Source organism: Mycobacterium stomatepiae, assembly GCF_010731715.1.
GTDB lineage: Bacteria > Actinomycetota > Actinomycetes > Mycobacteriales > Mycobacteriaceae > Mycobacterium > Mycobacterium stomatepiae.
Genome location: NZ_AP022587.1, coordinates 5,682,571 through 5,705,469, shown reverse-complemented (window position 1 = coordinate 5,705,469; position 22,899 = coordinate 5,682,571). Strand labels below are relative to the sequence as shown.

14 protein-coding genes and 1 pseudogene are annotated in these 22,899 nt (G+C 66.4%); 4 read left to right on the top strand and 11 right to left on the bottom strand.

What is annotated here, in order from left to right:
- Nucleotides 1-20 precede the first annotated feature (20 nt).
- Nucleotides 21-668, bottom strand: coding sequence for an HNH endonuclease (locus tag G6N54_RS27095; protein WP_163793610.1), 648 nt, complete (start codon nt 666-668; stop codon nt 21-23).
- A 152-nt stretch (nt 669-820) separates the two neighbouring features.
- On the opposite strand from G6N54_RS27095, the gene G6N54_RS27090 reads away from it, so the two are divergent.
- From G6N54_RS27090 to G6N54_RS27080, 3 genes are all read left to right on the top strand, one after another.
- Nucleotides 821-1,207 carry a globin gene (locus tag G6N54_RS27090; protein ID WP_163795011.1) on the top strand — a complete coding sequence of 129 codons (387 nt, stop codon included), beginning with the start codon at nt 821-823 and terminating at the stop codon, nt 1,205-1,207.
- 39 nt (nt 1,208-1,246) lie between these two features.
- On the top strand, nt 1,247-2,815 hold the full coding sequence (locus G6N54_RS27085; RefSeq protein ID WP_163793608.1) for a glycoside hydrolase family 13 protein: 1,569 nt from the start codon (nt 1,247-1,249) through the stop codon (nt 2,813-2,815).
- 73 nt (nt 2,816-2,888) lie between these two features.
- The gene (locus tag G6N54_RS27080; RefSeq protein WP_163795010.1) at nt 2,889-3,905 is read left to right on the top strand and encodes a pyridine nucleotide-disulfide oxidoreductase; all 1,017 of its coding nucleotides are present in this window, start codon (nt 2,889-2,891) and stop codon (nt 3,903-3,905) included.
- A gap of 7 nt (nt 3,906-3,912) precedes the next feature.
- Here the strand turns inward: G6N54_RS27080 and G6N54_RS27075 are convergent, their stop codons facing one another.
- From G6N54_RS27075 to G6N54_RS27055, 5 genes are all read right to left on the bottom strand, one after another.
- Entirely contained in the window at nt 3,913-4,584 is a 672-nt protein-coding gene (locus G6N54_RS27075) for a hypothetical protein (protein WP_163793606.1), read from the bottom strand.
- Entirely contained in the window at nt 4,572-4,985 is a 414-nt protein-coding gene (locus G6N54_RS27070) for an acyl-CoA thioesterase (protein ID WP_163793604.1), read from the bottom strand. Before G6N54_RS27070 ends, G6N54_RS27075 begins: the two co-directional genes overlap by 13 nt.
- Nucleotides 4,982-9,811 carry an NAD-glutamate dehydrogenase gene (locus tag G6N54_RS27065; protein WP_163793603.1) on the bottom strand — a complete coding sequence of 1,610 codons (4,830 nt, stop codon included), beginning with the start codon at nt 9,809-9,811 and terminating at the stop codon, nt 4,982-4,984. The genes G6N54_RS27070 and G6N54_RS27065 overlap by 4 nt, the downstream gene beginning before the upstream one ends.
- A gap of 102 nt (nt 9,812-9,913) precedes the next feature.
- On the bottom strand, nt 9,914-11,590 hold the full coding sequence (gene ettA / locus G6N54_RS27060; protein WP_163793600.1) for an energy-dependent translational throttle protein EttA: 1,677 nt from the start codon (nt 11,588-11,590) through the stop codon (nt 9,914-9,916).
- 85 nt (nt 11,591-11,675) lie between these two features.
- Nucleotides 11,676-12,158, bottom strand: coding sequence for a single-stranded DNA-binding protein (locus tag G6N54_RS27055; protein WP_163793598.1), 483 nt, complete (start codon nt 12,156-12,158; stop codon nt 11,676-11,678).
- Between the two features lie 190 nt (nt 12,159-12,348).
- Between G6N54_RS27055 and G6N54_RS27050 the strand changes: the two are divergent.
- Nucleotides 12,349-13,592 (top strand): annotated as a pseudogene (locus G6N54_RS27050) (HNH endonuclease signature motif containing protein).
- A 191-nt stretch (nt 13,593-13,783) separates the two neighbouring features.
- Here the strand turns inward: G6N54_RS27050 and G6N54_RS27045 are convergent.
- The 5 genes from G6N54_RS27045 to lipQ all read right to left on the bottom strand — a co-directional run bounded on the left by G6N54_RS27045 (nt 13,784) and on the right by lipQ (nt 22,876).
- On the bottom strand, nt 13,784-15,814 hold the full coding sequence (locus tag G6N54_RS27045) for a cytochrome c oxidase assembly protein (protein WP_163793596.1): 2,031 nt from the start codon (nt 15,812-15,814) through the stop codon (nt 13,784-13,786).
- Nucleotides 15,815-15,851: 37 nt separating this feature from the next.
- On the bottom strand, nt 15,852-18,206 hold the full coding sequence (locus G6N54_RS27040; RefSeq protein WP_163793594.1) for a glycerol-3-phosphate 1-O-acyltransferase: 2,355 nt from the start codon (nt 18,204-18,206) through the stop codon (nt 15,852-15,854).
- Nucleotides 18,203-19,975: an HAD-IB family hydrolase/lysophospholipid acyltransferase family protein gene (locus tag G6N54_RS27035; protein WP_163793591.1), complete on the bottom strand. Its 1,773-nt coding sequence runs from the start codon at nt 19,973-19,975 to the stop codon at nt 18,203-18,205. Before G6N54_RS27035 ends, G6N54_RS27040 begins: the two co-directional genes overlap by 4 nt.
- Nucleotides 19,972-21,444, bottom strand: a complete 1,473-nt coding sequence (locus G6N54_RS27030; RefSeq protein WP_163793589.1) for a wax ester/triacylglycerol synthase family O-acyltransferase — start codon at nt 21,442-21,444, stop codon at nt 19,972-19,974. The genes G6N54_RS27035 and G6N54_RS27030 overlap by 4 nt, the downstream gene beginning before the upstream one ends.
- Before the next feature lie 184 nt (nt 21,445-21,628).
- Complete coding sequence (lipQ, locus tag G6N54_RS27025) at nt 21,629-22,876, bottom strand: esterase LipQ (protein WP_163793586.1); 1,248 nt, start codon at nt 22,874-22,876, stop codon at nt 21,629-21,631.
- Nucleotides 22,877-22,899: the final 23 nt, after the last annotated feature.

Below are 22,899 nucleotides of genomic sequence, written 5' to 3'. Positions count from 1 at the left end.
CCTGGACACAAGATTGGCGGTCAGGCTGCGCCCTCGCCGAGATACCGGACCCAGGACGGATCCATTTCCTTGACCGTCGACAGCAGTCTCCAGTGCTGTCCGGTCGGCGGCAGCGGTGTCCGGCGCAGCGTCCAACCGAGTTCGGCCAACAGCTTGTCGCCCTTGCGGTGATTGCAGGTCGAGCAGCAGGCGACACAGTTCTCCCAGGAGTGCCCGCCGCCGCGGCTGCGCGGCACCACGTGGTCGACCGTGTCGGCCTTCGCCCCGCAATAGGCACAGCAGAACCGGTCACGATGCATCAGCGCGGCGCGGGTCATCGGGACGCGGGCCCGGTACGGAACCCGAACATAGGACCGCAGCTGGATCACCGATGGCACCACGATCGACTCGGTCGCGGAGTGGATGATCGGCCCGCCGGGGTCGGCGTGCACGACGTCAGCCTTGCCGCAGATCACCATCACGATCGCCCGCCGCATCGGCAGCGCGGTCAACGGTTCGTAGGTGGAGTTCAGCAGCAGTACCCGGCGGCGACTCCAGATCGATGCGGTCTCGATCCGGTTGGGCGGATGGGTATCAAAGCTATGCAGAGACGACGCGGTTGGGGGTCCGGTTAGCCCTGCCGCGGCCCCTGAACTTCGGTGGCTGCGGCGTCTCTTGCCCTGCGCCATAAATCCTCCGCGAATAGTCCACCATGATTCGCCGCCAATCGCACGCCTAATTGCTGGTGCACGCCGTGTCGAACCGGTGAACAGCAGGAGCGAGTACGGCCGTTTGACTGCGCAAAACGCCCGATGCACCACAATGGGGTGTGATGGATCAGGTGCAACAGTCCTTCTACGACGCTGTCGGCGGTGCCGAGACCTTCAAAACGATCGTGGCGCGCTTCTACGCGCAGGTCCCCGAGGACGAAATCCTGCGTGAGCTGTATCCCCTCGACGACCTGCAGGGCGCCGAAGAGCGGCTGCGGATGTTCCTCGAGCAGTACTGGGGCGGTCCGCGGACCTACTCCGACCAGCGCGGACACCCCCGGCTGCGGATGCGCCACGTGCCGTTCCGAATCACCCCGATCGAGCGCGACGCGTGGCTGCGGTGCATGCAGACCGCCGTCGCATCGATCGACTCACAGACTCTTGACGACGACCATCGCCGTGAGTTGCTCAACTATCTCGAGATGGCTGCCCACTCCCTGGTCAATGCCCCTTTTTGATCCATAACCTTTGATGTCCAGCCAACCGATCGGAGCAGCATGAGCCCCGCAGCATGGTGGTCGAACGCGGTCTTTTACCAGGTCTATCCACGATCGTTTGCCGACAGCAACGGCGACGGCGTCGGCGACATCGACGGAATCGTCACCCATCTTGATCACTTGGTGCGGCTGGGGATCGACGCGATTTGGCTCAGCCCGGTCACCGTCTCGCCAATGGCCGACCACGGTTACGACGTCTCCGATCCCCGTGACATCGACCCGCTGTTCGGGGGGATGCCCGCGATCGAACGGTTGATCGCGGCGACGCACGAGCGCGACATCAAGATCACGATGGACGTGGTGCCCAATCACACCAGCTCGGAGCACGCATGGTTCCAGGCCGCGCTGGCCGCCGGACCGGACACTGACGCCCGGGAGCGCTATTACTTCCGCGACGGCAAGGGGCCCGACGGGTCGCTGCCGCCGAACAACTGGACCTCCGTCTTCGGCGGCTCCGCCTGGGAGCGGGTGGTCGAGCCGGACGGCAATCCCGGTCAGTACTACCTGCACCTTTTCGACACCCACCAGCCGGACCTGAACTGGGACAACCCCGAGGTCTTCGACGACTTGGAGGCGTCGCTGCGGTTCTGGCTGGAGCGTGGCGTGGACGGCTTTCGCATCGACGTGGCGCACGGCATGGCCAAGCCGGCCGGCCTGCCCGACGCCAAGGAAGCCGTCAAGGTGTTGTCGCACGCCGACGACGACCCGCGTTTCAACAACCCGGCCGTGCACGACATCCACCGCAAGATCCGCAAGATCGTCGACGAGTACGACGGCGCCGTGACCATCGGCGAGGTCTGGGTGTTGGACAACATGCTCTGGGCCGAGTATCTGCGGCCCGACGAATTGCACCTCGGTTTCAACTTCCGGCTGACCAAGGTCGGCTTCGACGCCGCGCAGGTGCACGACGCCGTCGTGAATTCGCTCGCAGCCACCGCGATCTATGACTCCGTTCCGACCTGGACGCTGTCCAACCACGACATCGACCGTGAGGTCACCCGCTACGGCGGTGGCGAGATCGGGCTGCGCCGAGCGAAGGCGATGTTGATGGCGATGCTCGCCCTGCCGGGCACGGTGTTCATCTACAACGGCGAGGAGCTCGGGCTACCCGACGTGCTGGACCTGCCCGACGAGGTGCTGCAGGACCCGACCTGGGAACGGTCCGGGCGCACCGAGCGGGGCCGCGACAAGGTCCGCGTTCCGCTGCCCTGGTCGGGCGACACTCCCCCGTTCGGCTTCTCCACCTCGCCCGACACCTGGTTGCCGATGCCCGCGGAGTGGGCGTCACTGACCGTCGAAAAGCAGAATGCCGACCCGAACTCGACGTTGGAGTTTTTCCGCACGGCGCTCAAATTGCGTAGGGGGCGGAACGAATTCGACGGCGTCGAGCTGGAGTGGCTGACAGCAACCGACGATGCCCTGGTATTCCGGCGCCGAGAGGGCGGTCTGATGTGCGCACTGAACACCGGAAAGCGTCCGATGGCGCTGCCCGCCGGCGAACTCATCTTGTCCAGCGCGCCGTTGGTCGACGGCCAGCTGCCGAGCGACACGGCGGCCTGGTTGGTGTAGCCGGGCGGGGGGCCGATTCGCGCCGTGGCGCGCGCTGGCCTATATGTGTTACATGGCAGCGTATGCGTGGGCAGTGATCGGAGCCGGCCCCGCCGGAATTGCTGCGGTGGGAAGGCTTTTAGATCAGGGCGTCGCTGCGGAGAAGATCGCCTGGATCGATCCGGCTTTTGCGGCAGGCGATCTCGGCCAGAAGTGGCGGGCGGTATCGAGTAATACCATCGCCGAGACCTTCCTGAACTTCCTGAACGGCTCTGCGGCGTTTCGGTTCTCGGAGGCACCGTCGTTGCCGTTGCACGATATCGACCCGGGGCAGACGTGTGCCCTTGACCTGGTCGCCGATCCGCTGGTGTGGATAACCCAGCACCTGCGCGAGCGGGTCCAGGTCTTTCAAACGATCGCGACGTCGCTGGTTTTGCACAACCGGCGGTGGCGAATTGAAACCGAGCAACAGAAAATCGTCTCCGAAAATGTGATCCTCGCCGTCGGCGCGGTGCCCAAGAAGCTCGCCTACCCTGGCCTCGACGAGATTCCGGTAGAGGCCGCTCTGGACCCGGACCGGCTAGCCGAGCAGTCGCTCGATGGTGCGACGGTGGCCGTCTTCGGCTCGTCGCACTCGTCGATGATCGTGTTGCCGAATCTGCTGCGCCACCCCGTCGAACGGGTGATCAACTTCTACCAGGGTCCGCTGAAATACGCTGTGCATCTCGATGATTGGATTCTTTTCGACGACACCGGCCTCAAAGGCCGGGCCGCCACCTGGGCCCGGGAAAACATCGACGGCGTCTATCCGGAGCGACTGGACAGGTGCTGGGTATCAAGCCCGGAATTCGACGACAAACTCGCGCAGTGCAATCGCGTGGTCTACACCGTCGGCTTCGAGCGCAGAAAACTGCCCGAGACGCCGCAGTGGGGCGCCCTGGATTACAACAAGCGCAACGGAATACTCGCCCCCGGACTGTTCGGCCTGGGCATCGCATTTCCGGAATATGCCGAAGATCCATACGGATTCGGGCAGTACCGGGTGGGGCTCAAGAAGTTCATGGACTACCTCGACGCCGTGTTGCCGTTGTGGTTGCGCTACCCGACCTGAGACACGGTCAAAGCAGTACCACCGCGGCCTCGCCGCGCCGGCGGTACACCGAGCCGAAGCGCGCATCGAGGCGCAACCACGCCGGAAGTGTCCGAACCCGGATCATTTCGCTCGCGTCGATGGAATCCCTTGACTGCGGCAGGAAACCCATTGCGGTCAAAGCGAACACACAACGCATCGGTAGCCCGACGCTGGTATCGGCCGCGCTGACCCGAATCACTTCCTGGTCGAGCAGCGAGGCCGGCGGGCCATGCGAGCTGCTGTGCTCCTTGGCCAGCCGGGCGCCTTCTTGCGCCAGGTCCAGCATCACTTGGGCCGGCACGTCGTCGAGGTAGGTGAAGCCGGATTCCGGCGGCAGCGCGGTGCGCCACGACGAGTCGATCGCGAACCCCGGGTCGACGTAGCCGGTGTCGTCCATCGCGGACAGCCCGCGCGCCAGCGCATCCGCGGCGACCGTCATGTCGTCGGGGCGCACCCGGCCCACCACCACCCGGCTGGCCAGCACGTCGAAACCGGTTGCTATCCAAGCGGTTAGCGAACCGGGCGAGCGGGTCCGCAGCCGAACGACGGCGGCGTCATCCAGGTGCAGAGCACGAGCGACGAACGCAGCCAGATCGGCGCGGTGGGCGTCCAGCGATGCCGGGCCCAACCACAAACCGCGATCAGCTAACGCAGCCACCGTTGCAGGTACTCCCGATGCTGTGGCGAAAGCCGCACCAGCCGCTGTTCTTCGATGTGAACCGCGGCCAATTGCGACTCGGCGATGACGGCAGGCCTGGACTCCGGGTCCGCGGAGACCGAACGCACCTCGTATCCCAACGTGAAGTCGACCGTCCGCAGCTGCTTGGTCCAGATGGTCACCTGCAGAGGCGAATCGATCAGCCGCAGCTGTGCCTTGTAGGTGACCCGCACGTCGGCGATCAATAGCCCGATCTCCAAGATATCGATCTCGAAGGCCGGTTTGAGGAAGGGCACCCGCGCCTCTTCGAGCAACGTAACCATCGTGGCGTGGTTGACGTGCTGGTACATGTCGATGTCCGACCAACGCACCGGCACCGACGCGACATACCCGATTGTCACCCCGGCGTCCCCCGTCCGCTGGTGCGGGTCATCCGGCGGATCTGTCGCGCGGCCACCGACAGCGTCGCGAGATCCTTAGCGCCGCTTGCATAGATTTCGGTGAGCGTGCGCCGCGCCCGCTCCACCCGGGACGCGCTGATGTGCTCCCACTCCGCGATCTTCTCCTGCCCACTTTCGTCCGGCTCCCCCACCGCCAGTACGTCGAGACACAGCGACCGCAGCGATGCGTAGATGTCGTCGCGAATCGCCAAGCGCGCCAATGAATGCCACCGGTCATACCGGGGCAGCGCGGATATCGCGGTGAGTAGGCCGTCGGTGCCCAGCCGGTCCATCAGCGCGAAATACGTGTCCGCGACGTCGGCCGTCTCGGTCTCGGTGATGTCGGCGATATCGATGATGTCGAGCAGGCTGAAGCGGTACAGCCCGACGGCGACCAGGTAGGACAGCTCTTCGGGCGCGCCCTCGGCGGCGAACGCTCCGGCTTCCTGTTCCACGATGGCCTTGTCGTCGCCGCGCAGCCACTCCGACATGCGCGGGGTCAACGTCTTGACCTTGGCGGCGAACCGGTTGATCTCGGCGCCGACGGCCAGCGGCTGCGGACGGTAGTTGAGCAGCCAGCGTCCCGCACGGTCGATCAACCGTCGGGTATCCAGGGTCATCCGGTCCGACAGCGCGACCGGAATGTCCGCGGCGCGGATGCCGCGCCAGATCTCGTCGATCCCGAAGATGGCGTCGGTGGCGACCCAGGTCCGGACCGCGTCGATTTGACCGACGCCGACATCCTGGGTGATCCGGTAGGCGTAGCTGATGCCCGCGGCGTCCACCATGTCGTTGATCAGCATCGTCGTGACGATCTCACGGCGTAGCTGATGGGTGCGGATCTCCGGGGTGAAGCGCTCCCGCAAAGGTGTTGGGAAATAACGGGGCAACCTTGATGCGAAGACGTCCTGCTCCGGTAGTTCCATGGTCAGCATCTCGGCTTTGAGGAGCAGCTTGACGTGGGCCATCAGCGTGCAGAGCTCGGGAGAGGCCAGCCCGAGACCGGCCTCGGTGCGCCGCGCGATCTCCTTCTCCGACGGCAGCGCTTCCAGTTCGCGGTCGACCCCGTTTTCTTCGAGGAACTTGATCTGCATCGCATGCACCGGGAGCAGGCTGGCAGCGTTGGCGCGGCTGGTGCCGATCAGGTCGTTCTGGTCCTTGTTGTCGGTGAGCACCAATTTGGCGACCTCGTCGGTCATCGACTCCAACAGCGCGCTGCGCTCGTCGGCGTTCACCTTGCCGGCGGTGACCAGCGAGTCGATCAGGATCTTGATGTTGACCTCGTGGTCGGAGCAGTCCACTCCGGCGGAGTTGTCCATCGCGTCGGTGTTGACCCGGCCACCGGCCAGGTCGAACTCGACGCGCCCCAGGGCCGTCACACCGAGGTTGCCACCCTCGCCGATCACCTTGGCGCGCAACTGGTTTCCGTTGACCCGTATCGGATCGTTGGCGCGGTCGCCCACGTCGGCGTCGGACTCGGATTCGGCCTTGACGTAGGTGCCGATGCCGCCGTTGAACAGCAGGTCCACCGGGGCGAGCAGGATCGCCTTCATCAGGTTGGGCGGAGCCATCTCGCTGACCTCGTCGTCGATACCGAGGGCCAGGCGCACCTGCGGGCTGATCGGGATCGCCTTCTGCTCGCGGCTGTACACCCCGCCGCCCGCACTGATCAGCGACTTGTCGTAGTCCTCCCAGCTGGATCGCGGCAGGTTGAACATCCGCTCGCGCTCCGGCCACGTCGTCGCAGCGTCGGGGTCGGGGTCCAAAAAGATGTGCCGGTGGTCGAAGGCGGCGACCAGCCTGATGTGTTTGCTCAGCAGCATGCCGTTGCCGAACACGTCGCCGCTCATGTCGCCGACGCCCACCACCGTGAAGTCCTCGGTCTGGGTGTCGACGCCCATCTCGCGGAAGTGTCGTTTGACGGCTTCCCAGGCGCCCTTGGCGGTGATGCCCATGGCCTTGTGGTCGTAGCCGACCGATCCGCCGGAAGCGAAGGCGTCGCCCAGCCAGAAGCCGTAGGACTTGGCAACGTCGTTGGCGATGTCGGAGAAGGTGGCGGTGCCCTTGTCCGCGGCGACCACCAGGTAGGCGTCATCGCCGTCGCGGCGTATCACTTGTGCTGGCGGGCTGACCTTTCCGGTCGAGTGGTCGACATTGTCGGTGACGTCGAGCAGCCCGGAGATGAACAGCTGATAGCACGCGACGCCCTCGGCGCGGATCGCGTCGCGGTCGACCGCGACATCGCCGGTGGGCAGGGGCGGCCGCTTGAGGACGAACCCGCCCTTGGCGCCGACCGGCACGATGACGGCGTTCTTCACCGCCTGCGCCTTGACCAGACCCAGGATCTCGGTGCGGAAGTCGTCGCGCCGGTCCGACCAGCGCAGCCCGCCGCGGGCCACTGGGCCGAACCGCAAGTGCACGCCCTCGACGCGCGGCGAGTAGATGAAGATCTCGTACTTGGGCCTTGGCAGCGGGAGCTCGTCGACCAGCTGGGCATCCAGCTTGATCGCCAACACATTACGGACTCGGGCCGAAGCCTCTTGTGTGACAAAGTAATTGGTGCGCAGGGTGGCCTGCACCAGTGACGCGAAGGCGCGCAGGATACGGTCGGTGTCCAAACTGACCAGCGCGTCGATGTCAGTGGCGACCGCCGCGGCGGCCGCTTGGGCATCGCTGGACGCCGAACCCGCCGCGCCGGGATCGAAAAGCGCCTCGAACAGCCGCACCAGGGATCGCGCGGTCGAGGGGTGCTCGTTGAGCACCGATTCGATGTAGGACTGGCTGTAGGGAAAGTTGGCCTGCCGCAAGTACTTTGCATAGGCACGCAGCAGCACGACCTGCTGCCAGCTCAGCCCGGCGCGCATCACCAGCTCGTTGAACCGGTCGACTTCGACCCGGCCGTGCCAGATTGCGGTGACCGCCTCGGCGAATCGTTCCGCCGTCGCGTCGCGGTCGGCCGGCGTCTGCGCCAGCTGGATGGTCGGGTGCGGAGAGATCCGGAACAGATAGACCCACACCGGCAATCCGTCCGGCCGCACGACCGTGAACGGCCGCTCCTCGAGCACGACGACACCCATGCTCTGCAGCATCGGCAGCAGCTGGCTCAGCGAGGCGCTGTGTCCACCCAGGAACCAGGTCAGCTGCGCGGTTTCCTCGCCGCGATCGGTGAACACCAGCTTGACCGAATCGTCGGTCAGCTCGTTGATGATGGCGATGTGACCGATCGCATCGTCGGGAGTGAGCGCCGACTTGTAAGCCTCCGAGAATGCCTCGGCGTAGTGCTCGGCATCGGCGTATGAGATCGCGCCGGTGGGCGCGGCGGCGATGAGTCGGTCGGACCAGGTGCGCGCGGCCTCGCTGACTAGCGCCTGGATTCGCATCCGGTTCGTTTCGGAGACGTCGACCGGGCCCGCGTCTTCGGGCAGCCTCACCATGAAATGCATGAGCGCCCAAGGAGATTGACTGACGCGTGCGGTGAATTCCAGTCGCGTGCCGCCGAATTCGCGAACCAGGATGTCCTCGATCTGCAGCCGCACGGCCGTGGTGTAGCGGTCACGGGGCACGTACACCAGGCAGGAGACAAAGTAGCGCAGCCGGTCGGCCCGCACGAACAACAGCGCCCGCCGTTGGGATCCCAGGTCCACCACGGCTTTGGCCATCGTGAAAAGTCGTTCGCCACTGAGGGTGAACAACTCCGAGCGCGGAACGGTTTGGATCACGTCGAGGATCAACTGCGCCGGGTGGACGGGGTCGCTGTCGGCCATCGCCAGCGCCTCGCGGACGCGGCGGGAGATCGTCGGGATCTCGAGGACGTCGGCGTTCATCGCGGCGACGGTGAACAGCCCGACGAAGCGGTGCTCGATCACGCCGCCGTCGACGTATTCGCGCACCCCGATCGCGTAGGGATATGCGCCGTAGCGCAGGTAGCTGCCGACGGTGGCCTGGGCCAGCACCAGGAGTTTGTCGTCGTCGGTCAAGCGCGGGCGAGAGCCGGTGCGGCCGCGCAGCACGCCGAGATCGCTTGTCCCATCGCCGGAGACCAGGCCGTCGTGCACCCGGCACCGCTGGTACCCCAGTAATAGGAAGTTGCCTTCCCCCAGCCAGCGCAGCAGTGCCGCGACGTCCTGGCGGTCGGGCGCCGTAAATCGCCCCCGGATGTTGGTTTCGACGTCGGCGGCCAGGTTGCTCAGGGCGCCGATGATGGATGCCGCGTCGGCGGCCACCAGTTGGACGTCGCTGAGGACCTTGGGCAGCACCCGTTCGACCTCGGCGAGCGCCTTGGTGTCGACGGGCGGCACGAACTGGATGTGGATCCACGCCTCTCCGACGTATTGCGGCGTGCCCGGCGCCTTGGGTTCGATGCTCAGCAGCTCACCCGACGGGTTGCGCTGCACGTCGAACACCGGGGTCATCAGCGCGGAGTAGGAGACCCCGAGCCGGTGCAGCAACACCGTGACGGAGTCCATCAGCATGCCGCCGTGGTCGGTGACGACCTGAAGCGCGGGCCCGAAACCCGCGGGGTTCCCGGGCGGGTAGACCGCGACGCAGCTCGCTCCGGGCGCCCGATGCTGGCCCAGCCGGTAGTGCGCGCTGAGCAATGCCGGGGTGAGGATCGCGGCCGGGATGTTCAGGTCGATGACGCCGGTTTCGAGGGTCCCGGGTTCTTTGTCGTGGGGACCGCGATAGGTCTCGATGTAGGCCTTCGAGATCCACTCGGGAACGTCCGCCATCGTGGTGAACGTGGTCCACGGCGTGGTTTGCTGCTTCGGTCCCGAACCGATCGTCATGCCGCTAGCTCCCTACTCAGGACGGATGGCACTACGCTCAGTCGCCGCACTTCTCGGCGACCGTTCGGCCGCATCGTCGCGGGGCAGCTGGCAGAGCTGACACTAGTCCCGCGTGAGCTTGCGGTGAGTAACGCGGTGCGGCCTGGCGGCGTCGACACCAAGTCGCTCTACTTTGTTTTCTTCATATGCACCGAAGTTGCCTTCGAACCAGAACCACTTGGCCTCGTTGTCATCGTCGCCCTCCCACGCCAGGATGTGCGTGCAGGTGCGGTCGAGGAACCAGCGGTCGTGTGAAATCACCACCGCGCAGCCGGGGAATTGTTCCAGCGCGTTCTCCAGCGAACCCAGCGTTTCGACATCGAGGTCGTTGGTCGGCTCGTCGAGCAGGATCAGGTTGCCGCCCTGCTTGAGCGTCAGCGCGAGGTTGAGTCGGTTGCGCTCGCCACCGGAGAGCACCCCGGCCGGCTTCTGCTGATCAGGGCCCTTGAATCCGAACGCCGACACATACGCCCGCGACGGCATCTCGCTCTGGCCGACGACGATGTGGTCCAGCCCGTCGGAGACGACCTCCCACACGGTCTTCTTCGGATCGATGCCCGCGCGGCCCTGGTCGACGTAGCTGAGCTTGACGGTCTCGCCGACCTTGACCGTGCCGCTGTCCGGTTCCTCGAGCCCGACGATGGTCTTGAATAGCGTGGTCTTGCCGACACCGTTGGGACCGATGACGCCGACGATGCCGTTGCGGGGCAGGGTGAACGACAGATCCTTGATCAGGGTGCGCCCGTCGTACCCCTTGTCCAGGTGGTCGACCTCGACCACCACGTTGCCCAGCCGCGGCCCGACCGGGATCTGGATCTCCTCGAAATCGAGCTTGCGCGTCTTCTCCGCCTCCGCGGCCATCTCTTCGTAGCGCCCGAGGCGGGCCTTGTTCTTTGCCTGGCGCGCCTTGGCGCCCGAGCGCACCCAGGCGAGCTCCTCCTTCAGCCGCTTCTGCAGCTTCTGGTCCTTCTTGCCCTGGACCTCCAGCCGCTCGGCCTTCTTCTCCAGGTAGGTCGAGTAGTTGCCTTCGTAGGGGTAGGCACGACCGCGGTCGAGTTCCAGGATCCATTCGGCGACGTTGTCCAGGAAGTAGCGGTCGTGGGTGACCGCCAGGATCGCGCCCGCGCAGCTGGCCAGATGCTGTTCGAGCCACTGCACGCTCTCGGCATCGAGGTGGTTGGTCGGCTCGTCGAGCAGCAGCAGGTCGGGTTTGGACAGCAGCAGCTTGCACAGCGCCACCCGGCGGCGTTCACCGCCGGACAGGTTGGTCACCGGCTCGTCGGGCGGCGGGCAGCGCAGCGCATCCATCGCCTGCTCCAGCTGCGAGTCGAGGTCCCACGCGTCGGCATGGTCCAGGTCCTCTTGCAGCCGGCCCATTTCCTCCATCAGCTCGTCGGAGTAGTCGGTGGCCATCAGCTCCGCGACCTCGTTGAAGCGGTCGAGCTTGACCTTGATCTCGCCCAGGCCCTCCTCCACGTTGCCGCGAACGGTCTTCTCCTCGTTCAGCGGCGGCTCTTGTTGCAGGATGCCGACCGTGGCACCGGTGGCCAGGAATGCCTCGCCGTTGTTGGCCTTGTCCAGACCAGCCATGATCCGCAAGACGCTCGACTTACCGGCGCCGTTCGGGCCGACAACACCGATCTTGGCGCCCGGGAAGAAGCTCAGCGTGACGTCGTCCAGGATCACCTTGTCGCCGTGCGCCTTGCGGACCTTTTTCATCGTGTAGATGAACTCAGCCATGCCGCGGTTTTGCCTTTCTGGTCTTCGAGATTGATCTCGCGACCATCCTAGGCATCGCTCGACGGTGCTGGCCCGACGCCGTCGGCTAGGCCGACAGGGAGAGGGGGTTGGGCTCCTCGGCGTGGTCGGCGGATTCGGGCGAGTCATCGTCGGCTGACGACGACGCTTCGCTGTCCGCGACGGCGGCAGCCGGCTCCGCGTCGGGGCCGGTATAGCCGGGCTTTTCGATGCGCACGATCGCGCGCGACACATCCGGGCCGACCGACGTCGCGCGCATCTCCAGCGAAGAGCGACGATTGCCGTCGCGGTCCTCGTGCTCGCTGGTGTACACATGGCCGACCACGATCACCGGCGCACCCTTGCCCAGTGCGGCGCCGACCCCGGTGACCAGCCTTCCCCAGCAGTTGACGGTGATGAAAAGCGAGTTCCCCGGCTCCCAGCTGCCGTCACCGTTGCGACGGCGCGAATTGCTGGCTACCCGGAACTTGATGAGTTCCTGATTGCCGACCTGCCGGCGCTCGGGATTGTTCACGATGTGGCCGACGACGGTAAGCGGTGTTTCGAACATGACTTGGTTCCTTTCGTATTGCGCGTGACTGGGACCCATTGAGCTCGACGGCACCGACGGCCCACCGCCGTCCACGGCCCATGGTCGGTGGAGTTGTGGACAAACTCGTGACTGTGGATACGAACCCCGTTACGCCCGGCGCGGATTTGAGCGGCCGAAATTTGTCGTAGGTGGCTGCGAGGATGTGGTTATGTCGTCGAGCGCGTCGTGTGCCGTGGTGGTGAGCCCTAAGCAGCGGCTTGAGGTGTTGTTCGATGAGTTGGCGGAGTTGGCTGGTCAGCGTAATGCGGTTGATGGGCGCATTGTGGAGATCGCCGCCGAGATCGATCGTGACGGGTTGTGTGGGATGACGGGGGCGCGGTCGGTGGCGGCGTTGCTGGGCTGGAAGCTGGGTTCTTCCTCGGCCAATGCCCATACGATCGCCACGGTGGCGCGCCGCTGGGAGGAGTTTCCCCGCTGCACGCAGGGCATGAAGGAGGGTCGGCTGTCACTGGATCAGGTCGGCGTGATCGCGGCCCGAGCGAGCGACGGCTCTGATGAGCATTACGCGGCGTTGGCCAGCATTGCCACCGTCAGCCAGTTGCGTACCGCGGTCACGCTGGAACCACACCCCGAACCGGCCCGGCCGCGGCCGCAGGCCTCGATCACCCAGACCTCTGACGAGGAGCTCACGTGCTGGCGGATCAAACTTGCGCACCCGGATGCGGCGACGTTCGACGCGGCACTGGCGTCTCATCGTGATGCGCTGATCGCCGAGTGGAAGCACGACCACGACGAGGGCGATCGTGCATCGGAGGTGGCGGCGCCGGTGCCGGGCACCCTCGAGGCGTTTATGCGCCTGGTCGAGGCGGGTGGGACGCGGAGGTGGCGCGGCGTCCGCACGGGCAGCACACCACCGTGGTCGTGCACCTCGATGTGGAAAAGCGCGCCGCCGCCCTGCATGTGGGTCCGCTGCTCACCGACGCGCAACGCCACTACCTGACCTGTGATGCCACCGGCGAGGTGTGGTTCGAACGCGACGGCGAGGTCATCGGCGCCGGCCGGACCACGCGGGTGATCAGTCGGCGGCTGCGCCGCGCGCTCGAGCACCGCGACCGCACCTGCGTGGTCCCCGGTTGTGGGGCCACCCGCGGTCTGCACGCCCATCACCTCCAGCATTGGGAAGACGGCGGCCCCACCGAGTTGTCCAATCTGGTCCTGGTTTGTCCCTACCACCATCGAGCACACCACCGCGGCCTCATCACCCTCACCGGACCCGCAAACGATCTCACCATCACCGACGAGGACGGCCAACCACTGAACCCAGGATCACTGGCACGCCCACCCACCCACGCCCCACCCCAAGTCCCACCCTGCCCCGGGCCCACCGGCGAACGCGCCCAATGGTGGTGGTACCAACCCTTCCAACCGATACCACCACCAACAACCAACTAGATAACTCACCAACGCCGGTCATGAAACATGTTGGGGCATCGAGAATTTGCTCGTTGTACGCGCATCTACCGTTTCGTGACAGTTGCGGCCGACAACCACAGCCGCGCTATCCGCTGACCCGACGACCTCCGCAATGCTGCTCGCCACGATCCGCACCGACGTGCGCACTAACGTGAACTAAGCCGGGCGATTTACTCGCCGGCCGGGGGTCCCTGAGGTGCGGGCCTCGGACCGCGGGCCATTTCGGCCAGCATCGCGTTGTAGGCGGTCAGGTCGGCGTCGTCGTCGCGGTCGGCCGCCCGGTCGAGGCGCCGTGCCGTGCGCTCGTCGCTGCGGGCCCATTGCACGAGCAGCGCGAGCATCACGATGACGAGCGGTATTTCGCCTGCCGCCCAAGCGATTCCGCCACCCAAGTGTTGATCGCCCAGCAGGTCGGTGTGCCAACTCAAGCCCAGCGACCGGTAGTAAGCCTCACCCAGCACGGTGGGGGTGCCCATCAGTTCCACACCGAAGAACGCGTGCATCGGCAGGGACGCGAACACCACGCCGACCTTGGCCAGGGGCGGGATCGGCCGCGGCGCCGGGTCCACGCCGATCACGACCCAATAGAAGAGGTAACCGCTGACCAGGAAGTGCACGTTCATCGCGAGATGGCCGGCGTGGCTGGCGACCGCATTGTCGAAGATCGAGGTGAAGTACAGGCCGTAGAAGCCCGCGACGAACAGCACCGTGGCCACGATCGGATTGGTTAGGATGCGCGACACCCGGCTGTGCAGGGCAGCCAACAGCCATTCACGCATGGCCGGCGGGTCGTCGCGGCCGGCGGCGGGCAGCGCCCGCAGCGCCAGACTGACCGGCGCGCCCAGCACCAGCAGGATCGGCACCAGCATCGACAGCCCCATGTGTGCGGCCATGTGCATGCTGAACATCGCGGGCATGTAACGGCCGACCCCGGACGACGTGACGAACAGCAGGGTTAGACAGCCCAGCAGCCAGGCCACGATGCGGCCTGTCGGCCAGCGATCGCCGCGGCGGCGCAGCCGCAACACCCCCGCCACGTACAGCCCGGCCAAAATGATCGCGGCGGTGCCGAAGACCAGATCAAAGCGCCAATCGAACAGGACGCGCGCCACGGTCGGCCCGCCGTCGAAGTCGTAACCGATCTCGGCCTCGGGGATCGACGGCAGCCGGAGCGGCGGTGGCGGCGGCGGGGTGCGGCCGAGTCCGACGGCGACGCCGAACGTGACGCCGAACAACGCCGCCTCGACCAGCGCCAGCCGGATCAGTCCGCTGCGCGCGGTGGAATCGCGTTGCAGCGCGACGACTCCGGCACGCCGCTGACGCCAGCCCAGCACACCGAGGGCACCCAGCGCGACGACCTTGACCAGCACCAGCCGCCCGTAGGTCGTGGTCAGCAGGTCCAACGGCAGCACCCGCACCAGCGCGTTCATCAGACCGCTGAGCGCCATCGCGACCCAGCACCACAACGCGACCGTCGAAAACCGCCGCGCCGCGAGGGCGAGGTGGTCGCCGCGGCGCAACCCGTGCCCCAGCACCGCGAGCAGCCCGCCGGCCCACAAGCTGGCGGCGACGAGATGGATCAAAAGACTGTTGGTGGCCAGGTCATGCGAGCCGCCGGCCGACGAGTGACCCGTCAGCCCCAGCGGGATCAGCGTGACTAGCGAGCCGGCCAGCAGCAGCGGCGTCCACGACCAGCGCAGCACCGCCAAGCTGGCCAGCGTGACGCCGGCGGCCAGGAACGCCGTCCAGCGCCACGACGAGGCGGTATTGACCAGGCTGGCCAACGACCAGAGCCGTACGGGATCGAGGATCTCGGCCAACCGGTGCCCGGATACGTCGGAAATAGTCAGCGGAATCAGCAGGACGGCACACACCGCCCACACACCCGACGCGGCCGTCCCCAGCCGAAGCGCCCGGTATCCGCCGGCGTCGAGCACGCCGGACTTCTGCGGCGGCACCAGGAAAGCCGCGAGCAGAAACGACCCCACGGCCAGCACGGCGGCGATCTCGCCCGCCGCCCGGACGAACGGCAGGCCCAGGGTGGTCGCCGGCCCCGGATTTGGCAAGCCGGTAGCGGTCAGCGCATCGGCCAGCGATAACGCCCCGATACCGGAGGCCGTGCAGCCGGCCAGCACCGCGACGCCGGTAAGCAGCGGCCACACCAGCGCAGGGGCCTTGGCCGCGGACTGCCCAACCGTCATACGTCCAGGGTATGGGCGCGCACCCGCAAAGCCCGCGCTACCCGGCAGCGCCCGCGATGCGCTCCTGGCGGGCCTGCGATTCCCGGGCGAGGAATTGGTTGCGCGCGATGTGCTCGACGTAGTCGAAATCCCGCAAAATCGACCGCAATTCGCGCCGGAAGGCGATGCGGCGTTCGGTCAGATCGGGGCCCGGCGCGATCAGATCCTGGTCGGCGACGACCTGACGCGCGGTGGCAAACAGCAGCGTCGACACCGATTCGCTGCTACGCACCCGGGTCTGCGCGACATATTGCCGGCCCACCCCGAGTGCCAACTCCGTCAAGTCCTTCGGCCCGACGTCGGCGGGTGCATCGCGCAGTACGTCGGCGACGATCTCGTAGGCCTCGAAGAACACCCGCAGCATCGCGCCGGACATCAACGGCCGCTTGCCGAACAGCAGCGCGTCGATCGCGGCGCCGCCGGTCGCGACGTGGGCCTCCCAGTCGTCGTGCCACGCCATCTCCTCGGCGATGCTGTCGCGGAACGCGGTCGAGTCGGCGAAGTAGAAGTCGAACTTCAGCAGGTCGCGCAGCCGCATCGCCTGCGCCCAGAACGCCTCCATGCGGTCGCCTTCGGCGTGCCGGGCATGCGCGAGGGCGAGCTCGACGATCGAAGTCTCCAGAAAGGCGTGGATGACCGAGTTGCGGTAGAACGCCGCGGCGTGCTCCTTGTCGGGCGCGATCAGCCACACCGGCTCACGCCCGCCGTCCACGCGGGTGATCGGATGCCCGTTGGACAGGGCGTCGACGGCCGCGCGCACACCGTCGGGCCGGCGCAGCCGCAACGCGCTCGTCGACACCGGAGTTTTCTTACGGTCCAGGTAGTCCAGCGAGTCCTGCAAGGTGTGGTGAAGCTGGTCGTGCGTCAGCGCCGCGCCGCGGGTGGTGAGCAGTAGCGCGCACACCAAACCCGTCGCCGTCACCGGGGTCGCGCGCAGGATCCGCCACGCTACCTCGAACGTCATCTTCTGCAGCGCAAGCCGTTTCGCGTCGTCGTCTTGAGCTAGCGGGCCGTGTGGCGGGCCGAGGTACTGCCGCATCGACACCGCTTCGGGGAAGCGGACGTAGATCTTGCCGTAGTTACGTTCACCCTGGGCCTTGATGAAGTTGTAGAGCCACAGCACGCCCTCGGGGGTCTTCTCGCCGCCGCGAGCGTAGGCGGCATATTCGGCGGTCTCGTGCAGCTGATCGAAGCCGATCGAAACAGGTTGCAGGAGAATGTCTTCGCTGCGGCCATCCAGATAAGCGTTGGCCACGTACGACATCAGACCGAGCTTGGGGGGCAGCATCTTGCCGGTGCGCGAGCGCGTGCCCTCGATGGACCAACTCAGGTTGAATCGCTTCTCGACGATGTAGCCGACGTATTCGCGCAGGACGTATTTGTAGAGCGGGTTATTGGCGATGTCGCGGCGGATGAAGATGACGCCGGAGCGGCGCAGCAGCGGGCCCATCAACCCGAACGACAGGTTGATACCGGCGAACACGTGCACGGGCGGCAACCGGTTTTCCTGCATCGCGACCGGCACCACCGCGCCGTCGATGTAGGACCGGTGCGAGAACAGCAGCACCGCCGGATGAATTTCCAGCCCGGTGCGCATCGCCGCGATCTGGAACTCGTCGTAGTCGATCTCCGGTTCGAATCCGCGGCAAATCGCCCTGGCCAGAACGGAAACCAGGTCGACGGACACACGGCTCCAGCCGGTGGCCAGCTCGTCGAGCATCTTGCCCGCCTCTTCGAGGCTGGCGTCCGGGATCTTCTTCAGCCCCTCGCGAAACCGCGTGGACGCCAGGATCTCCGGCTTGAGCAGCCGCGGCGATTTGTATTGCGGCCCGAGGATTCGGTACTCGGTCCGTTCCAGCGCCAAAAGGGCACGGCGCGTGACGAACTGCGCGAATTCACGCTCACCGCCGCCGACGGTGGTGTCGCGCCATTGCTGGCGGAGTTCGGACACCTTGGCCGCCTCGCCGGCCACCACCCGGGCCCGGTGACGATCCTTACTCAGGATGTGGCGCTGCCGCCGTTGGTTGGGATGGTAAGGATCCCAGCCGGGAAGCAGCCCGGCCAGCTTGGCTGCCCGGCCGCGATCCGGTGCCGGGAGCCAGAACACCCGCACCGGCACGATCGAGCGGTCGTCGCCGGACTCAAGTTGGTCCACAAGCAGCTTCAACGCCGTGGGCGGCGCATCGCCGGGGGGCAGTTTGAGCACGTCGAACTTGACATCCGGATTACGGGATCGCTGCTGGTCCAGCCACTCCATCACCAGCTGTGTCTCGACACCGGACCCCATGGACGCCAACACCAGCGAATCTTGCGCGGTCAGGACTGCGCTGGCATTTGCGACCGGTTGTGTCACGTGCGCCCTCGTGGCGCAGACGTGGAATCCGCGCTACCGGGCTGGCCCTCCCGGGGCCGCGGGGCCTCACCGTCGTTGACAGCGGACTTACTCGAATTCTGCCGTGCCGGTTGCGCTTTGGTCGTAGCTTTGGCATTGGCCGTAGACTTTCGGGACGCAGCCTTTTTCGCTGCAGCCTTTTTCGCCGGAGCCTTCTTCGCGGCAGTCTTCTTCCCGGCGGCCTTGGCGGCCGGCTTGGCCCGGGTCTTTTTAGCGGCTTTCTTCTCGGCGTACAGATCGGCCTCAGGCAGCTCGTCTTCGGGCCAGTTGGCCAGGGTGTGCAGATACAGCTGGCGTACCTCGGCGATGTGCTCAGGCAGCGTCTCGACCGTCCAGTCCGTCACCGGGATCGGGGGGAACACCGCGACATCGACGGTGCCGGGGTTGATCGTGGAGGAGTTGCGGGCGGCGACGATCTCCGCGTTGCGAATCACAATGGGCACGATCGGAATTCCGGCCGCCATCGCGATGCGGAACGGCCCCTTCTTGAACGGCCCAACCTCGGTGGTATCGATCCGGGTGCCTTCGGGGGCGATCAGAATCGACAGCCCCTTCTTGGCGCGCTCCTCAACCTCGGCCATCGTCTCGAGCGCGGCGATCGGATCGTCGCGGTCGATGAACACCCCGTCGGTGAGCTTGCCCAGCGTGCCCACCACCGGATCTTTTTGTAGCTCCTTTTTCCCGATCGCGATCCAATTGTCGCGCACCAGCGCTCCGGCGATGACGGGATCAACCTGGTTGCGGTGGTTGAAGATAAACACCGCCGGACGCTGTGCGGTCAGGTTCTCCTTGCCGAGGACGTTCAAGCTCACGCCGCTGGCCCCCAACAACGTCTGGGGGAACGTCGAGGTGAAGAAATTGACCCCGCGCCGTCGGCTCAGGGTCAGCAGGCCGACGCCCAGCGCGCCGGCCGCGACCGGGATCATCGAACCGACGCCGGCCAGCGTGCGCACCTGCGGCCGGATGCCCACACTGCCACGGCTGCTGAATTCCAGCACCGGCCAACCCCGCCGCTTGGCGACGGCGGCCATCTTGCCTTCCGGGTTGGTGGGCCGCGGATTGCCGACCAGGTACATCAACGCGACGTCCTCGTCTCCGTCGGCGTAGAAGTAGCTGTCCTTGAGGTCGATGTTGCGCTCAGCCGCGAACCGTTGTACCGCAGCGGCTTTGCCCGGCCCCCAGAGGATCGGCTCGACCACCTCACCGGTCAGCAACCCGTCTTCGTTGGTCACGAACTTGTTGGTCAGCGTGTTGGCGATGCCGAGGAAGCGCGCCACCGGGTTGACCTGGATGGTCAGCGCCGACGAACTGAGCACCACGGTGTGGCCGCGGGCGACGTGCGCGCGCACCAACTCACGCATCTCGGGGTAGATCCGCGACTCGATCCGTTGGACGAAGAGCCGCTCGCCGATCTCCTCGAGGTCGGTCAGCATCCGGCCGCGCAATGCCTCCGATGCCTTACTGATCAGGTCTTCGAACTCGAGGCGCCCGAGCCGGTGATTCAGACCGGCCTGAACGATGCTGAGCAGCTCTCCCACGCCCATGTCTCGTCGACGCAGGCGCTCCTGGGTGAGGATGACCGCGGTAAACCCCGCGACCAGCGTTCCGTCCATGTCGAAGAAGGCACCGACTTTGGGTCCGGGGGCGCTGGCGCGGATCTCGGCGACCGAGCCGGGCAAACGTAAATCCTTTGGCGGCGTTGGCATCCCGCGGTCTTTTGCCGCGCTCATGAGCCCGACACCGATTGGGTCACCGAACCGGCTTGCGCAGCGAACGACGCCGGCACCGCGTGCGGCGCCGGATCGCCGGCCAGCGCGAGAATTTCGTCGAAGCCCTCCAAGAGGCATTGAGCGAACAAGGCTTCCTTTCGTACCGATGCTCTGTCGTAGCGCACCGTGATGGTGCACCATCCGCCCCGGGAAATTAGCACCACCATCATCGCCACACCCGGTAGCGGGCCGATCCCATACTGCCGCAACACCTTTGCACCGGCGATGTAGGTGTCGCCCGGGTATACGGGAACATTGCTGGCCTGCACGTCGGCGCCCACCACCGAGCCGGTGATGCCCTCCAGCACGGCGGTAGGCAGCACACTGAGCGCCGGCGCCAACGAGCCGATGATGTTCATCGCGGGCTCGTCGCGCCGCTGCGTCATCTGGGCGCGGATCTTGCGCATCCGGGAAACCGGGTCGCCGGCCCCCACCGGCGCCGACAGGTTGACGCCGGTGAACCGGTTGCCGCCGGCGGTGTCGGCGTCGGCCCGCAGGCTGACCGGCACCGCCATCGGCAGCGAGCCGATCGGCACACCGAGTGCGTGGTGGTAGCGCTGCAAGGCGCCGCATAAGCCAGCCAGATAGGCGTCGTTGATCGATCCGCCGCCGGCCTTCGCGGCCTTGTGCAGATCGGCAAGCGGGATGTCGATCGCTACGGAGCGGGTGGCCAGACTGCGCCGGCGCAGCAAAGGTGACGGCTCGGCGGCACGGTTGACGACCCGGATGCCGGAGATGGCGTAGTTGACGATCCCCGACACGGTCGACACCGGTTCCATCAGCACCCGACCGGCCGCCGACACCGCTCCGGAGACCGCCCCCACGACACCGCCGACCAGGGCGATCGGCAAGTGGTTGAAGCCCTCCCGCATCAAGTCGTTGGGCGACAGATCCTGCGGGACCGGAAGCGGCGGCGTCGGTCGCGCCGGCGGATCGCGCTCGAGGTCGTAGATCTCGGCGAACATCTCGACGCCGCCCACCCCGTCGGTGACGGCATGGCTGACGTGCAGCAACGTCGCGGCCTTGCCGTCGGGCAGACCCTCGACCAGGGTCGCCGTCCACAGCGGCCGCGAGATGTCCAGCGGCGACTGCAGGATCAGCTCGGCGAGATCGAATACCTCACGCAGCGTGCCGGGTTCGGACACCCGCACCCGCCGGACGTGGAAGTCCAGGTTGAAGTCGGGATCCACCACCCAGCGCGGATTGGCCGTCGGCAGCGTCGGCACCACCACCTTCTGCCGCAGCCGCAGCACCTTGCGCGATGCATTCTCAAACCGGGTGCGGAACCGCTCCCAGTCCGGCGTCGTGTCGAGGAGTTCCAGCGCCATGATCCCCGACCGGGTCCGCGGGTTCGCTTCACCGCGATGCAGCAAATAGTCAACCGGTCCGAGTTCGTCGGATAATCCGAGGCCCCCCTCGGGCTCAGTCATGCTCACCCACCCGACGCGCCAACCTTGTCACCGCCGTCAAGCCTCCTGCCCCAGCTCCGCCAACCGGATAGCCCCACCAACGCTAGTCGGGTTGACGCGCTGGTGAAAGGCACGATTCAGTCGCTACAGCAGGTGCGGCGAACGGGCGAAGAAACGCTGCGACAAGCCAGTTGAGCTGGGCAAATCAGCTGGCCGACGTCGCCGACAGCGGCCACGAATCGAGCAGTGCGGTCGACCGGCGCCCATAGACGATGCCCAGGAAATCGGCGACCGCCTTGGCGGCCAGCCGCGACCGGGCCGTGGACAGGATGTCGAACGCGTGGTGGGCGTTGGCGAGCTCGGCGTGCGCCACCAGCGGGGCTCCGGCGGCTCGCATCGCCGCACAGAAAGTGCGGGCCTGCGTGCAGGGAACCAGTTCGTCCTTCTCGCCGTGCAGCACGAAGAACGGGGGCGCTTCGTCGTGCACATAGTTGATCGGCGACGCCGCCGCGAATCGCTCGGGTGTCTCGGCGTAGCGAGCGCGCATGACGAACTGCTCGAGGAACGGCAGCATCAGTTCGTGCATCACCTCGGCGTTGGTGAAGTCGTAGACGCCGTAGTAGGGCACCGCGGCCTGAACAGCGGTGTCGGCGTGCTCGAACCCGGGCTGAAAACGTGGATCGTTCGGAGTGAGCGCGGCCAGCGAGGCCAGGTGGCCACCGGCGGACCCGCCGGTGATCGCGATGAAGCCGGGGTCGCCACCGTAGTCGGCGATGTTCTCGCGGACCCAGGCGATCGCGCGTTTGACGTCGATCAGGTGCGCCGGAAAGGTCGACCGCGGACTCTTGCTGTAGTCGATCGATACGCAGATCCAGCCGAGTTCGACCATGCGACTCATCAGCGTGTACGCCTGGCCGCGCTTGCCGTTGACCGCCCACGCGCCGCCGGGGACCTGGATCAGCACCGGTGCGCGACGGCCCGGCGCCAGGTCGTGACGGCACCAGATGTCAAGCAGGTTGTCGCGACCACCCGGGCCGTACGAAATGTCCGACGTTTCAGCCGCATACCGCGCGTGTGGTCCCGGTCGGTGCAACAGCCCGCCGCGCGGCGGGAACTCGGATTCGTCGCACGCCGGGTGGCTCACCAGGTCCGCGTAATTCGTCCCGAAGGACTCCTCGAGGGCGGCGGTGAGCGTTTGCTCCGCACGCTGCCCGGCCCACGAGGCGCCCACTCGACCGATGGCTGGGGCCGACACCCGGGACAACGCGTGTCCGGTCACGACATGCGGGGGAAATTCGGTGGACAACCACCCAGCAAACCAGCCCAGGGCAAACGGCGATCCGCGCAGCAACAGGCCGGCGGCCTTTGAGGCACCTCTGGCATCTGCTACCAGGCGAAACGCTTGGGAACCCGCCCTCGCGTACCGCGCGGTCATGCTCGTGGCCACGCCCATTGAAACGGTCTCCTCGACCTTAT

Coding starts and splice junctions, on each gene's coding strand:
- G6N54_RS27095 (WP_163793610.1), bottom strand. CDS start 668: ATGGCGCAGGGCAAGAGACGCCGCAGCCACCGAAGTTCAGGGGCCGCG.
- G6N54_RS27085 (WP_163793608.1), top strand. CDS start 1,247: ATGAGCCCCGCAGCATGGTGGTCGAACGCGGTCTTTTACCAGGTCTAT.
- G6N54_RS27065 (WP_163793603.1), bottom strand. CDS start 9,811: ATGACGATCGGTTCGGGACCGAAGCAGCAAACCACGCCGTGGACCACG.
- ettA (WP_163793600.1), bottom strand. CDS start 11,590: ATGGCTGAGTTCATCTACACGATGAAAAAGGTCCGCAAGGCGCACGGC.
- G6N54_RS27055 (WP_163793598.1), bottom strand. CDS start 12,158: ATGTTCGAAACACCGCTTACCGTCGTCGGCCACATCGTGAACAATCCC.
- G6N54_RS27045 (WP_163793596.1), bottom strand. CDS start 15,814: ATGACGGTTGGGCAGTCCGCGGCCAAGGCCCCTGCGCTGGTGTGGCCG.
- G6N54_RS27035 (WP_163793591.1), bottom strand. CDS start 19,975: ATGAGCGCGGCAAAAGACCGCGGGATGCCAACGCCGCCAAAGGATTTA.
- G6N54_RS27030 (WP_163793589.1), bottom strand. CDS start 21,444: ATGACTGAGCCCGAGGGGGGCCTCGGATTATCCGACGAACTCGGACCG.
- lipQ (WP_163793586.1), bottom strand. CDS start 22,876: ATGGGCGTGGCCACGAGCATGACCGCGCGGTACGCGAGGGCGGGTTCC.